General features: G+C 59.6%; 9 protein-coding genes. 7 read left to right on the top strand and 2 right to left on the bottom strand.

Annotated features, from left to right (window positions below):
* The first annotated feature begins 2 nt into the window (after positions 1-2).
* Positions 3-1,145 (top strand): iron-containing alcohol dehydrogenase, encoded by a 1,143-nt coding sequence (locus NQ559_RS01900; RefSeq protein ID WP_018695179.1) that lies wholly within the window; start codon positions 3-5, stop codon positions 1,143-1,145.
* 81 nt (positions 1,146-1,226) lie between these two features.
* On the opposite strand, the gene scpA is transcribed toward NQ559_RS01900, so the two are convergent.
* Positions 1,227-3,365 carry a methylmalonyl-CoA mutase gene (scpA, locus tag NQ559_RS01895; RefSeq protein WP_018695180.1) on the bottom strand — a complete coding sequence of 713 codons (2,139 nt, stop codon included), beginning with the start codon at positions 3,363-3,365 and terminating at the stop codon, positions 1,227-1,229.
* 2 nt (positions 3,366-3,367) lie between these two features.
* The gene (locus NQ559_RS01890) at positions 3,368-5,218 is read right to left on the bottom strand and encodes a methylmalonyl-CoA mutase family protein (protein WP_018695181.1); all 1,851 of its coding nucleotides are present in this window, start codon (positions 5,216-5,218) and stop codon (positions 3,368-3,370) included.
* 609 nt (positions 5,219-5,827) lie between these two features.
* On the opposite strand from NQ559_RS01890, the gene NQ559_RS01885 reads away from it, so the two are divergent.
* The 6 genes from NQ559_RS01885 to rpsU all read left to right on the top strand — a co-directional run bounded on the left by NQ559_RS01885 (position 5,828) and on the right by rpsU (position 13,022).
* Positions 5,828-7,984 (top strand): glutamine synthetase III family protein, encoded by a 2,157-nt coding sequence (locus tag NQ559_RS01885; RefSeq protein WP_026318244.1) that lies wholly within the window; start codon positions 5,828-5,830, stop codon positions 7,982-7,984.
* An 81-nt stretch (positions 7,985-8,065) separates the two neighbouring features.
* On the top strand, positions 8,066-8,887 hold the full coding sequence (locus NQ559_RS01880; protein ID WP_018695183.1) for an ATPase: 822 nt from the start codon (positions 8,066-8,068) through the stop codon (positions 8,885-8,887).
* A complete protein-coding gene (locus NQ559_RS01875) occupies positions 8,877-9,692 on the top strand; it encodes an N-acetylmuramic acid 6-phosphate etherase (RefSeq protein ID WP_026318245.1) in 816 nt (271 codons plus the stop codon). Before NQ559_RS01880 ends, NQ559_RS01875 begins: the two co-directional genes overlap by 11 nt.
* Entirely contained in the window at positions 9,673-11,583 is a 1,911-nt protein-coding gene (locus NQ559_RS01870; RefSeq protein ID WP_018695185.1) for a menaquinone biosynthesis decarboxylase, read from the top strand. The genes NQ559_RS01875 and NQ559_RS01870 overlap by 20 nt, the downstream gene beginning before the upstream one ends.
* A 97-nt stretch (positions 11,584-11,680) precedes the next feature.
* A complete protein-coding gene (locus tag NQ559_RS01865; RefSeq protein WP_018695186.1) occupies positions 11,681-12,790 on the top strand; it encodes a ComEA family DNA-binding protein in 1,110 nt (369 codons plus the stop codon).
* 40 nt (positions 12,791-12,830) lie between these two features.
* A complete protein-coding gene (gene rpsU / locus NQ559_RS01860; protein ID WP_018695187.1) occupies positions 12,831-13,022 on the top strand; it encodes a 30S ribosomal protein S21 in 192 nt (63 codons plus the stop codon).
* Positions 13,023-13,423 lie beyond the last annotated feature (401 nt).

Here is a 13,423-nt window from a genome sequence, read left to right as displayed (position 1 = left end):
TTATGAATAATTTTGTTTATCACAATCCGACGAAACTTGTTTTCGGTAAGGGGCAGATCGCCCAGCTCGCAAAGCTGATTCCTGCCGGCAAGAAGATTATGATTACCTTCGGCGGCGGCAGCGTGCGCCGTAACGGCATTTACGACCAGGTCGTCAAGGCCCTCGAAGGCCGTGACTGGGTCGAATTCTGGGGCATCGAGCCCAATCCGTCGGTCGAGACCGTCCGCGAGGCCATCGCATTGGGGCGTGAGCACGGCTCGGAGTTCCTGCTTGCCGTGGGCGGCGGGTCGGTCATCGACGGTACGAAGCTGATCGCTGCAGGGCTGCTTTATGACGGTGACCCGTGGGAGATCGTCCTGAAAGGGCAGGCGGATAAAACCGTTCCCCTCGGGACGGTGCTCACGATGTCGGCGACGGGATCGGAAATGAACAACGGCTCGGTGATCTCGTGCCATGAAACGAAGGAGAAATTCCCGTTCAACGGCGACTACCCGCTCTTTTCGATCCTCGATCCCGAGGCCTTGTTCTCGCTGCCGCAGAAGCAGATCGCCTACGGCTTGGCCGACACCTACGTGCATGTGCTGGAGCAATATATGACTACGCCCGGGCAGTCGCGCCTGATGGATCGTTGGGCCGAAGGCATTCTGCATACCGTGATCGAGATCGCACCCCGGATCCGTGAGAACCAGCACGATTATGCCGTGATGTCGGAGTATATGCTTGCGGCAACCCTGGCACTGAACGACATGATCCGTATGGGAGTGGCGCAGGACTGGGCGACGCATATGATCGGGCATGAGCTGACCGCACTGCACGGGCTGACGCACGGTGCGACGCTCGCCATTGTCATCAACGGTACGTTGCGCGTGCTGCGCGGACAGAAGCGCGGCAAACTCCTGCAATACGGCGAACGGATATGGGGTATCACCGATGGTTCCGACGAGGAGCGTATCGAGCGGACGATTGCAGCCAACGAGGAGTTCTTCCGTTCCCTGGGGCTTTCGACGCATCTTTCGCAGGAGGGCATCGGCGAGACTACGATCGCCGAAATCGAACGCCGCTTCAATGCTGCGGGCAGCAGGTTCGGCGAGGCGCGCAATGTCGACGGGGCGATGGCGCGCAGGATTCTGGAAGCCTGCCTGTAGCTTGTCCCCGAGACCATCTGTATCCATGAAAAAATCCCCGCCGAGACGTCTCGGCGGGGATTACCGTATCAGGCCGAACCGTTATTCGGCGAGCAGGATTTCCAGAATCTTGATGGCGGCCGTGGCGATCGGGGTGCCGGGGCCGAAGATGGCGGCGGCGCCGTCGCGGTACAGTTCGTCGTAATCCTGGTGGGGGATTACGCCGCCGACAATCACGATGATGTCCTCGCGGCCGAGCTTCTTGAGCTCTGCGATGATCTGCGGCACGAGGGTCAGGTGGCCTGCGGCGAGCGACGAAACGCCCACTACATGCACGTCGTTCTCGACAGCCTGTTTTGCGGCCTCCTCCGGGGTCTGGAACAGCGGCCCCATGTCGACGTCGAAACCGATGTCGGCATAACCCGTGGCTACTACCTTGGCACCGCGGTCGTGGCCGTCCTGGCCGAGCTTCGCGATCATGACACGCGGCTGGCGGCCTTCCTTCTTGGCGAATTCGGCGCACAGCTCCTTGGCACGCTCGAACTGTTTGTCGTTTTTCACTTCTGAACTATATACTCCTGATATTGAACGTATGACGGCTTTGTAACGGCCTACCACCACTTCGCAGGCGTCGGAAATCTCGCCCAGCGAAGCGCGTACCTTGGCGGCTTCGACGGCCAGCTCCAGCAAGTTGCCCTGCTTGGTCTTCACGCACTCGGTGATCGCTGCGAGGGCCTTCTTCACGGCGGCCTCGTCGCGCGAAGCGCGCAGCTCCTGCAGACGCTTGATCTGGCTCTCGCGCACGGCGGTGTTGTCTACGGCCAGGATGTCGATCGGGGCCTCTTTCTCCAGGCGGTATTCGTTGATGCCGATGATCTTCTCCTCGCCGGAGTCGATGCGTGCCTGCTTGCGGGCCGCAGCCTCCTCGATGCGCATCTTCGGAATACCGGTCTCGATAGCCTTGGCCATACCGCCCAGTTTCTCGACTTCCTGGATACGCTCCCATGCCTTGTGGGCGATCTCGTTGGTGAGCGACTCCACGTAGTAGGAGCCTGCCCACGGGTCGACCTCGCGGCAGATATTGGTTTCCTCCTGGATGTAGATCTGCGTATTACGGGCGATACGTGCCGAGAAGTCGGTCGGCAGGGCGATGGCCTCGTCCAAAGCGTTGGTGTGCAGCGACTGGGTGTGTCCCAGGGCGGCGCCCATGGCCTCGATGGCGGTACGTGCCACGTTGTTGAACGGATCCTGCTCCGTGAGCGACCAGCCCGAGGTCTGCGAGTGGGTACGCAGCGCCAGCGACTTGGGGTTCTTGGGCTCGAACTGCTTGACGATCTTGGCCCACAGCATACGTGCCGCGCGCATCTTGGCGATCTCCATGAAGTGGTTCATGCCGATTGCCCAGAAGAACGACAGGCGGGGGGCGAAGGCGTCCACCGACATGCCTGCGTTGATACCTGCGCGCAGGTACTCCAGTCCGTCGGCCAGCGTGTAGGCCAGCTCGATGTCGGCCGTGGCGCCTGCCTCCTGCATGTGGTACCCCGAGATCGAGATCGAGTTGAACTTGGGCATGTTCTTCGAGGTGTACTCGAAGATGTCGGCAATGATGCGCATCGAGAACTCGGGAGGATAAATATAGGTGTTACGCACCATGAACTCCTTAAGGATGTCGTTCTGGATCGTACCGGCCAGCTGGTCGAGTGTGCAGCCCTGCTCCAGACCCGTCACGATGTAGAATGCCAGGATGGGCAGCACGGCGCCGTTCATGGTCATCGACACCGACATCTTGTCGAGCGGAATGCCGTTGAACAGTACCTTCATGTCCTCGACCGAGCAGATCGACACGCCGGCTTTGCCCACGTCGCCCACCACGCGCGGGTGGTCGGCGTCGTAGCCGCGGTGCGTAGCAAGGTCGAATGCCACCGACAGACCCTTCTGCCCGGCGGCCAGGTTGCGGCGGTAGAATGCGTTGGACTCCTCGGCGGTCGAGAAACCCGCATACTGGCGGATCGTCCACGGGCGCATCACGTACATCGTCGAGTAGGGGCCGCGCAGGAACGGGGCGATACCTGCCGCATAGTTCAGGTGCTCCATGCCTTCGAGGTCTTGGGCCGTATAGGCGCCCTTGACGGGAATACCCTCGGCCGTCAGCCACGGCTCGACCTGTCCGCAGCCTTTCGAGGCGCAGCAACTTTTCTGCTGGCCTGCGTCGTATGTCAGTTCTGAAAATTTAGCTCTCATGATTAGATTCCCATCTCTTTAAGGTAGAACTTAAGTGTTTCCAAGACGTTGGACTTCACGTTTATGAAATTCGTGATGCCCTGCGCTTCCAGTTCGGGTGCGCAGGCCGGTGCCCCGGCAACCACCAGGATCGCCTTGCCGCCGAGCAGCTCCTTGACTTTCGGGGCTGCCTCCGCATAGTCGTCGTCGCTTGCGCAGACCACGACGATCTGCGCCTTGGATTCGAGTGCGGCCTTCGCGCCCTCTTCGATCGACTTGAAATAAGTGTTGTCGATCACCTTGATGCCGGCGCATGCGAAGAAATTGCACGAGAACTGCGAGCGGGCGCGGGCCATGCCCAGGTTGCCGCACGTCAGCATGAATGCCTTGGGCTCCTTGCCGCTGCGATCCACCTGCAGGCGCATCTCTTCGAACGCCATGGCACCGCGGTAGGGGACGAGTACATTGCCCTCGGCCTGCTTGCGCGTAACGGACTCGGCGGTGATCTCCTTGCCGGCGACCTCCGTAAAGTTGGGATATTGGTTGGCGCCGAGCAGCGTCTGGCGGCGCGTAGCGATGTTCTTGTCCTTGGCTGCGGCCGACGCTTTGATACGCTCGACGATCAGGCCGGCCTTGTAAGCCTCGGTGTAGCCTCCCTTCTGCTCGATTTCGAGGAAAAGCTTCCAGGCTTCGGCTGCGATCGACTGCGTGAGGTTCTCGACATAGTACGAGCCTCCTGCCGGGTCGACGACCTGGTCGAAATGCGACTCGTTCTTGAGCAGCAGCTCGACGTTGCGGGCGATGCGCTTCGAGAACTCGGTCGGGTTTTCGAACGAGGTGTCGAACGGCATCACCTCCAGCGAATGTACGCCGGCGATCGTGGCCGACATGGCCTCGGTCGTGCCGCGCAGCATGTTCACATAGGGGTCGTAGACGGTCTGGTTCCACCGCGAGGTCTCGGCGTGGATGTGCATCTTGCAGGCGCAGTTCTTCGCCGGGCCGTAGCCCTTGACGATGTTGGCCCACAGCATGCGTGCCGCGCGGAATTTGGCGATCTCCATGAAATAGTTGGAGCTTACCGAGAACGAGAAGCGCAGTTTGCGTGCGGCCGCGTCGACGTCCAGCCCTGCGTCCGTCAGGCGTACGAGGTAGTCGTGGCCTGCCGAAAGGGTGAATGCCAGCTCTTCGACGATGGTCGAACCCGAGTTGCCGAAGGTCTGTCCCGCAACGGTTACGATGCGCACGTGCTTGTACTCCTTGGTCTTGTGGATCAGCTCGACGATGCGGGCGATGCACTTTTCACCGTTGGGCGAGCAGAAATCGCCTTTCGACGAAAGCCCTTTTACCAGCGGGTCGATGCAGAATGCGATGCGGACATCCTCCTTGGCGATGCCCTCCTTTTCGACTTTCGCCAGGACGAGCTCGGCGACATTGGCCATTTTCTCTCCGCAGAAGGTGATCTCGACAGCCGGAATGCAGATGTCCTTGAGCAGCATGTCGAGGTCTGCCGCCGAAAAATCCGCCGACGCGATGCAGAAGCCGAGCGAGTCGACACCTGCGTTGAGGATTTTCAGTGCCTCGGCGTTTGCCTCCTTGGGGCATACGACGCTCACGGTCTGGTGTACGCGCCAGCGGTTGTGCGCATGCGTACCGCGTACGTAAGGGAACTCGCCTGCCTGCGAGCCCAGGAACTTGATGCCCTCGAGGTTCTCGGCGCGGTAGTAAGGCCGGACGTTGAAACCTTCGCCCGTTTTCCATACCAGCTTGCGCTCGTAATCAGCACCTTTCAGGTCGGCCGTAATCACCTCCTCCCACTTCTCGGTCGGAACCGGCGGGAATTCGGTGAACAGCTTTTCACTTTTGGTATTTGCCATAACTATTTAGAGATTAGTATAAGTGTAGTTTCAAAATTGCACGTAAAGGTACAAAATTATTAGTGATTGAAACAAGAAATTGTTAATAAAATAACACTATATAATTTCTTTTTATAATATAGGCGATTTCGTTTGCTTTCGGCAACCGCCGGAAGAAGCTTTTTTAGTTGTGGTGAAATAGTTTAGTATTGTTCTTAATAACCATGAAAATTACGAAAAACGAAAAATGTGGAAATTCGGGGGTGTGGCGAAAATTTAAGGGTGTTTTTGGAAAATTGCGTTAAAATTCGGCGGTTTTTTGGAAAAATGCATGTAATTTTTCGGAAAATGCTGAAAAAATAGGGTGTTTTTCGAAAAAAATGCCGATTTTGTGAAAACAACGTAACTGAAAAAATATTACATTTGCAAGCGAGATCGATACATACGGCGGCAGGGGTGAAGCCGCGGGTTAGTCAGGTTGGGCGGAGTATGCCGCGAGGCAGTTGCCCTCCGGAATTTTAGGTTAGGTTTTAGTTCAGCAATTATTCGGCTTCCGCCCCTGCGCGTATGTTTTTAATGGAATGCTAATCCAATTCAATTACATCTATGTCATCATTGCTCAGATTCAAGATGGTCGATGCGGCCATAAACCACACCGCCGTCGAGGTGAAGGCTCCCGAAGGACGTCCTTCGGACTATTTCGGGAAACGGGTATTCGGGCGCGCAGCCATGCGCAAGTATTTGAACAAGGCTACTTACGACGCCCTTGTCGATACGATGGAGAACGGTACGCCCCTCACGCGGGAGGTTGCCGACGGTATCGCGGCGGGCATGCGCCAGTGGGCGCTGGAGCACGGTGCCGACCACTATACCCACTGGTTCCAGCCCCTGACGGGAGGTACGGCCGAGAAGCACGATGCGTTTGCCGATCCGGACGGCTTGGGCGGGGTTCTGGAGGAGTTCTCCGGCAAACTGCTCGTTCAGCAGGAGCCCGATGCGTCGTCGTTCCCCAACGGAGGCATCCGCAATACGTTCGAGGCGCGCGGTTATTCGGCCTGGGATCCGACTTCGCCGGCCTTCATCGTCGACACGACGCTCTGTATCCCGACCGTCTTCATCGCCTATACGGGCGAGGCGCTCGATTACAAGGTGCCGCTGCTGCGCTCGATCTCGGCGGTGAACAAGGCCGCGACCGAGGTGTGCCACTATTTCGACAAGAACGTGCAGCGGGTCATCTCGTATCTGGGCTGGGAGCAGGAGTATTTCCTCGTGGACGAAAGCCTCTGGGCCGTACGTCCCGACCTGATGCTCACCGGGCGTACGCTGATGGGGCATGAATCGGCCAAGAACCAGCAGTTGGAAGACCACTATTTCGGTGCGATCCCGACCCGTGTGATGGCCTTCATGAAAGACCTCGAATACGAGTGCCTGAAACTGGGCATCCCCGTCAAAACCCGCCACAACGAGGTGGCGCCCAACCAGTTCGAACTGGCGCCGGTCTACGAGGAGGCCAATCTTGCCAACGACCACAACCAACTGCTGATGACCGTGATGGACAAGATCGCCCGCCGTCACAAGTTCCGGGTGCTGCTGCACGAAAAGCCCTTCAAGGGGATCAACGGTTCGGGCAAGCACAACAACTGGTCGCTGGGGACGGATACGGGCGTGAACCTGCTGGGGCCCGGTAAGACCGCGTCAGAGAACCTGCAGTTCATCACCTTCCTGGTGAATGCCATTTCGGCCGTACACAAGCACAACGGCCTGCTCAAGGCGGCGATCATGAGCGCCACGAACGCACACCGTCTGGGAGCCAACGAGGCGCCCCCGGCAATCATCTCGACCTTCCTCGGGACGCAGGTGTCGGCCGTGCTGGACAAACTGGCGGCCAGCAAGGGCGACGATGCGATCCGCTTCGACGCCAAGAACGTGTTCAAGATGAGCGGGATCTCGCATATCCCGACGCTGCTGCTCGACAATACCGACCGTAACCGCACCTCGCCGTTCGCGTTTACGGGCAACCGGTTCGAGTTCCGCGCCGTAGGTTCTTCGGACAACTGTGCCGAGGCGATGATCGTGCTCAATGCGGCGATGGCGCACGAACTGGCCGAGTTCAAGCAGAACGTCGATGCCAAGATCGAGGCCGGCATGAAGAAGGAGAAAGCCATCTACGAGGTGCTCAAACAGATGATCAAGGCCTGCAAGGCCATCCGCTTCGACGGCAACGGCTATTCCGACGAGTGGAAGGCCGAGGCGCGCAAACGCGGCCTGGACTGCGAAACCTCGACGCCGCTGATTTTCGACCGTTACCTCGACAAGCAGACGCTCCGGATGTTCGGCGACACGGGCGTCTTCTCGAAGGTCGAGCTCGAAGCCCGCACCGAGGTGAAGTGGGAGACCTACACCAAGAAAATCCAGATCGAGGGGCGCGTGCTGGGCGATCTGGCGATGAACCATATCGTGCCGATCGCTTCGAAGTATGAGGCATTGCTGCTTGACAAGGTCTACAAGATGTCGCAGATCCCGGGGCTGAACGCTTCGGCCGACATCGAACTCATCAAGAAGATCCAGTACCATACGGCCGAAATACAGCGGCTCACGGCCGGGATGGTCGACGCCCGCAAGGTGGCCAACAGGATCGAGGATCAGCGCGAGAAGGCGATCGCCTACCATGATACCGTAGCCGCATGTTTCGACGAGATCCGCCGCCACATCGACAAGCTGGAGGAGATCGTCGACGACCAGATGTGGCCGCTGCCCAAATACCGCGAGCTGCTTTTCCTGCGCTGATCGCGTTGCATGGCGCCAAAATAGTATTTAAAGGGGTAATCCGGCTTTTCGAAGCCGGATTATTTTTCTATCTTTGTCGACATGAAAATCATTGCAGACAGCGGATCTACAAAATGTGCGTGGCTCCTGACCGACGGCGTGCATACCTCGGAATACCGGACGCGGGGAATCAATGCCGTGCAGCACTCCCCGGAGCAAATACGCGAAGCGCTTGCCGAACTGCCGCCGTGCGGTCCCGTCGAGGCCGTCTATTTCTACGGCGCAGGGTGCGGGGGCACCTTTCCCGAAGCGACGGAGAAGATGGTGCGGGAACTCCGCACGCATTTCGGTGCGGGACATATCGAGGCTCAGACCGACCTGCTGGGGGCTGCGCGGGCGTTGTTCGGCCGTGGCGAAGGCGTGGCCTGCATCCTCGGCACGGGCTCCAATTCGTGCTGGTGCCGGGGCGGTGAAATCGTGGAAAACGTCCCGCCGCTGGGTTATGTCCTCGGCGACGAGGGCAGCGGTGCGGCGATGGGGCGCAACCTGGTGAACGGTATTTTCAAAGGGCATATCCCCCTGCGGGAGGAGTTCCTCGCGGCGCATGGGCTGACCTATGAGGAGATCATCCGCCGGGTCTACCGCGAGCCGTATGCCAACCGTTTCCTGGCGTCGTTCGCGCCGTTCGTACATGCGCACCTGGATTGCCCCGAGGTGCGGGCTATGGTGGCGGAAACCTTCGCCGATTTCGCCCAACGCAACCTGAGCCGCTATCCCGTGCATCTGACGGTCGCCTGCATCGGCGGCGTTGCCGCCGCATTCGAGGGGCTGCTGCGCGAGGTGCTCGCACAAGGGGGGTACCGGGTCGGCCGGATCGCCGCATCACCTGCCGAAGGACTTATCAAATACCATTATGGAAAATAGAATAACCGAACAGGCTTCGGCCTACGATAATTTACAGCGGATGTCGATGCACGACATCCTGACGGGCATCAACCGCGAAGACGCACGCGTCCACGAGGCCGTGGCCAAGACCATCCCCGTGATGGAACGGCTCGTGGAGCGGGTCGTCGAACGCATGGAGCGCGGCGGGAGGATGTTTTACATCGGGGCCGGTACGAGCGGGAGGCTGGGTGTGACGGACGCCTCGGAGCTTTCCCCGACCTATGGCGTGCCCTTCGACAGGGTCATCGGCCTGATCGCCGGCGGCGACGGTGCACTGCGGCGTGCCGTGGAGAATGCCGAGGACGATACCGCAGGGGCTTGGCGCGACATGGCGCCCTACCATCCCACGGCGGACGATGTTCTGGTCGGGATCGCCGCGTCGGGTACCACCCCCTATGTGGTCGGCGGCCTGCGCATGGCGCGGGAGCACGGCCTGTTGACCGCCTCCATTACCTGCAATCCGTCGTCGCCCGTGGCGGCTGAGGCGGAATATGCGCTCGAGGCGGTTGTGGGGCCGGAGTTCGTGACGGGGTCGACCCGCATGAAGGCGGGCACGGCACAGAAGCTGATGCTCAACATGCTGTCGACGGCCGTGATGATCCGCCTGGGGCGTGTCGAGGGCAACCGCATGGTCAACATGCAGTTGACGAACGACAAACTCGTGGGGCGCGGCACGCGCATGGTGGCCGAGGCTTCGGGGCTTTCCGAGGCGCAGGCACGGGCGTTGCTGCTGCAATACGGGTCGGTGAAAAAGGCGTTGGAGCATGCACCGAAGCCTGAGTGAGTATATCGCCCTGCTGGAGCGCGAGGGCGAACTCGTCCGCATAACGGCTCCGGTGTCGCCGGTGGAGGAGATCGCCGAGATAACCGACCGGGTCTCGAAAATGCCCGGCGGCGGCAAGGCGTTGCTGTTCGAAAATACCGGCACGGAGTTTCCCGTGCTGACCAACATGTTCGGTTCCGCACGCCGCATGGCGCTGGCGCTGGGCGTCGGGTCGCTCGGCGAACTCTCGGAACGGGTCGACGGATTGCTGCGGCAGGCCATGGCGCCGCGCCCGTCGTTCGCGGACAAGCTGCGGGCGTTGCCGCTGCTGGCTGGGATGTCCCGCTGGTTCCCGCGTACGGTGTCGGGGCGGGGCGAATGCCAGCAGGTCGTACGGACGGGTGCCGAGGCGTCGCTCGCGGCGCTTCCGATCCTGAAGTGCTGGCCGGCCGACGGCGGGCGTTTCGTAACCCTGCCGATGGTGAACACGGTCGATCCCCAGACGGGCGTGCGCAACGTCGGCATGTACCGTATGCAGCTCTTCGACGACCGTACGACAGGCATGCACTGGCATATCCACAAGACGGGCGCCCGGCATTACGAGGCCTGGAAACGCGCCGGGCGGCGGATGCCCGTGTCGGTGGCGCTGGGCGGCGATCCGGCCTATACCTATGCCGCGACGGCGCCGATGCCCGACAATATGGACGAATACCTGCTGGCCGGGTTCCTGCGTCGCCGTCCCGTGAAACTCGTGAAGTGCGTCACCAACGATATTTATGTCCCGGCCGACTGCGATTTCGTGATCGAGGGTTATGTCGACCCTGCGGAGGAGAAAGCCGTCGAAGGCCCCTTCGGCGACCATACGGGGTTCTATTCGCTCGAAGACCGTTATCCGCTTTTCCACGTCACGGCCCTTACGCGGCGGCGCGATGCGGTATACCCGGCCACGGTCGTGGGGATTCCCCCGCAGGAGGACGCCTGTATCGCGCAGGCTACGGAGCGGATATTTCTGGCGCCGATACGCATGGCCCTGCAGCCCGAAATCCGCGACATGACGATGCCTGAGGCCGGAACGGCGCATAACATCGCCGTCGTTTCGATCGACAGCCGCTATGCCGGACAGGCCGTGAAGGTCGCCCAGTCGCTGTGGGGCGCCGGGCAGATGATGTTCAACAAATACACGCTCGTCGTCCCGGCTGCGACCGACGTGCGCGATACGGATGCATTGGCGCGGCTCGTGCGCAACCTCGACCCGCTGCGCGACATAGTCCGCAGCGAGGGGATTCTCGATGTCCTCGACCACGCGACGGCAACGCCGGGATTCGGCGGAAAAATTGCATTGGATGCTACGGCCTGCGGTACCGGGGGCGGGTGCGCGAATCCGCAGGAGCCTGCAACGCGTGTGCCTGCCGATCCCCCACGGGGTGTCGAGGGCGTGCGTCCCGCAGTGGATGGCGCAATATCCGGGGCTTGTGACGGGCAGGGTGACGGCGGGCAGCCCCTCCTTCCGGCCGGCTACCGCTCCGACCTGCTCGAAAAATGGGGCGTAGCGGTTGCCTTCGCCGCGCCGGACGCCGAAGTGCCGGTTCCGCCGGGGGTGAAATACCTCGCTGTGTTCGACCCGGCGGCATCGGAACTCACGGCTGCCGAACTTTTGTGGCTCGCTGCGGCCAATACCGATCCGCGGCGTGATGTGCGGACGGAAGGTGCGGCGTTGGTGATCGATGCCCGGAGCAAACGCCCCGGGGCGGGGGAGAACCCCGGCCGTTTCCCGAACGTCGTGACTGCGTCGGAAGCGACTGTCGCTTTGGTCGACCGCCGCTGGCCGGAATATGGCTTGGGGGCGTTTGTCGGTTCGCCGTCGCGGCGTTACCGCCGCCTGCTGCTCTCCGACGGGGCGCAGTGGCGTTGAGGGGGGGGCTGACGGGGGCCGTAGCCCATTTCGTGGTGCCGGGGTTGTTTTCAGGGCATCCTGCCGGGGGATGACCGGTGATAAATAGTTTCTGCATATGGCAAAATTTTTTTCAGACCGTGAAATCCGCGCCGTGGCGGTATTCCTGCCGCTGGCGGGATTGCTTATAGGCGGCATCGTGCTCCTGCGTCCGAAGGCCGATCCCCAAGCAGCTTTTGTGGCCGGGATGGAGATGGAAGGGCGGGCCGATTCGGTTGACCTGCGGCCGTTCGACCCCAATACCGTGGACTACGACGGACTTCGGCGGCTGGGCTTGTCGAAGCACGAAGCCGTGAGCCTGCTGAAGTACCGCGCTGCGGGGAAGATCTTCCGTATCCCGGAGGATGTGACGCTTTGCTACGGCATCAGCGATTCGATCTACCGCCGCCTGGCTCCCTATATCCGTATCGGGCGCAAATATGCCATCGCGCCCCGGCAGTATCGTACGGGACGCGTCGTGCCCGAACCCATGCCGCCCTCGCGCTTTCGCATCGACACCGTGGGGGCGCGTTACCTGCGGGCCATCGGGGCGTTGTCCAAGCGGCAGGCCGAGGCCTTCATCCGCTGGCGCGACCTGAGCGGGATCTACGACATGGAGGAGTTGCGCGCCTGCTATGTCGTGAGCGATTCGGTGGCTGCGGCGCTCGAACCCTATATTATCTTTCCCGAGCGCGGAGCTGCGCCGGTCGACGAACCCGTGGAGATCAATACGGCCGATTCCGCGACGCTGCGCGGTGTGGTGGGGATCGGAGCGCGGACGGTGGTGTCGATCATGAACTACCGCGCGAGGCTCGGCGGATTTGTCCGTTTGGAGCAACTCGCAGAGGTTCCGGGAGTCACGGAACGCAATTATGAGAAAATTTTGAAACAAATTTGCTGCGATAGTTGTGAAATTCGGAAAATTGATATTAACTTTGCAACCCCGAAAGTCCTTAGGCGGCATCCGTATATTCCGCCGCAGAAACTTCGGAAATTACTTAAAACAAGACAGTTGAAAGGAGGTTGGAGTACCGCTGAGGAATTGGTTGAAGACAACATATTGACCCGCGAGGAGGCAGCACGGCTGGCTCCTTACCTGCGGTTCGGTACCCGAAGCGGGGCTGACGATACGGACAACGACACGACATGGGGCGAGGTATCAGGTGATGCGAACCCCGGAGGAATTTAAGTAAACGACGAAATTAAAAAAACAAAAAAAGAATACTACTATGATTATCATGCCGGTAAAAGAGGGCGAAAACATCGAGCGCGCCCTGAAGAAGTTCAAACGTAAATACGAGCGCACGGGCGTCCTGAAGGAACTCCGCCGCCGCCAGTATTTCACCAAGCCTTCGATCGCCAAGCGTGAGGCGATGCAGCACGCTGTTTACGTAGAGCACATGTACCGCGACGAGGATTAATCCCCGTTGGTACCCGTATCCATATGCCCCGGCTGAAATAGTGTGGGATTAAAGTGATGTAACGACTTGATTTATCGGGTCGTTACATTTTTGTATAGGGATAATAGGTAACGAAAAGGCAACGGTTTATTTTCAGCTTCTTGCGCTCAAATACCGCATTTCAAATAACCTACTGCAAGATACGAAAAATTTTTGGAATTGGCAAATCAAACAATGCATCGAAAACATTCTAAGATTCACCTCTTTATGATTTAAGTTCAAAAGCAAGAAGAAAGGGCCTCACGTAAAGTATAGGTTCTTGCGAATTTATGCCTCTTCCAGAACCTTCAATATATATGCCACGTTAATTTTGTCAAATACCAGTTAAGTCGGTATTTTTTCGTATATTGGATAATAATTAT

The sequence above is a fragment of the Alistipes onderdonkii genome (assembly GCF_025145285.1).
Classification (GTDB): Bacteria; Bacteroidota; Bacteroidia; order Bacteroidales; family Rikenellaceae; genus Alistipes; species Alistipes onderdonkii.
The sequence above is the reverse complement of the archived record's forward strand: the minus strand, read 5'-3'. Positions and strand labels throughout refer to the sequence as shown.

Coding starts and splice junctions, on each gene's coding strand:
- NQ559_RS01870 (WP_018695185.1), top strand. CDS start 9,673: ATGCACCGAAGCCTGAGTGAGTATATCGCCCTGCTGGAGCGCGAGGGC.
- NQ559_RS01885 (WP_026318244.1), top strand. CDS start 5,828: ATGGTCGATGCGGCCATAAACCACACCGCCGTCGAGGTGAAGGCTCCC.
- NQ559_RS01890 (WP_018695181.1), bottom strand. CDS start 5,218: ATGGCAAATACCAAAAGTGAAAAGCTGTTCACCGAATTCCCGCCGGTT.
- NQ559_RS01900 (WP_018695179.1), top strand. CDS start 3: ATGAATAATTTTGTTTATCACAATCCGACGAAACTTGTTTTCGGTAAG.
- NQ559_RS01875 (WP_026318245.1), top strand. CDS start 8,877: ATGGAAAATAGAATAACCGAACAGGCTTCGGCCTACGATAATTTACAG.
- NQ559_RS01865 (WP_018695186.1), top strand. CDS start 11,681: ATGGCAAAATTTTTTTCAGACCGTGAAATCCGCGCCGTGGCGGTATTC.
- NQ559_RS01880 (WP_018695183.1), top strand. CDS start 8,066: ATGAAAATCATTGCAGACAGCGGATCTACAAAATGTGCGTGGCTCCTG.
- scpA (WP_018695180.1), bottom strand. CDS start 3,365: ATGAGAGCTAAATTTTCAGAACTGACATACGACGCAGGCCAGCAGAAA.
- rpsU (WP_018695187.1), top strand. CDS start 12,831: ATGATTATCATGCCGGTAAAAGAGGGCGAAAACATCGAGCGCGCCCTG.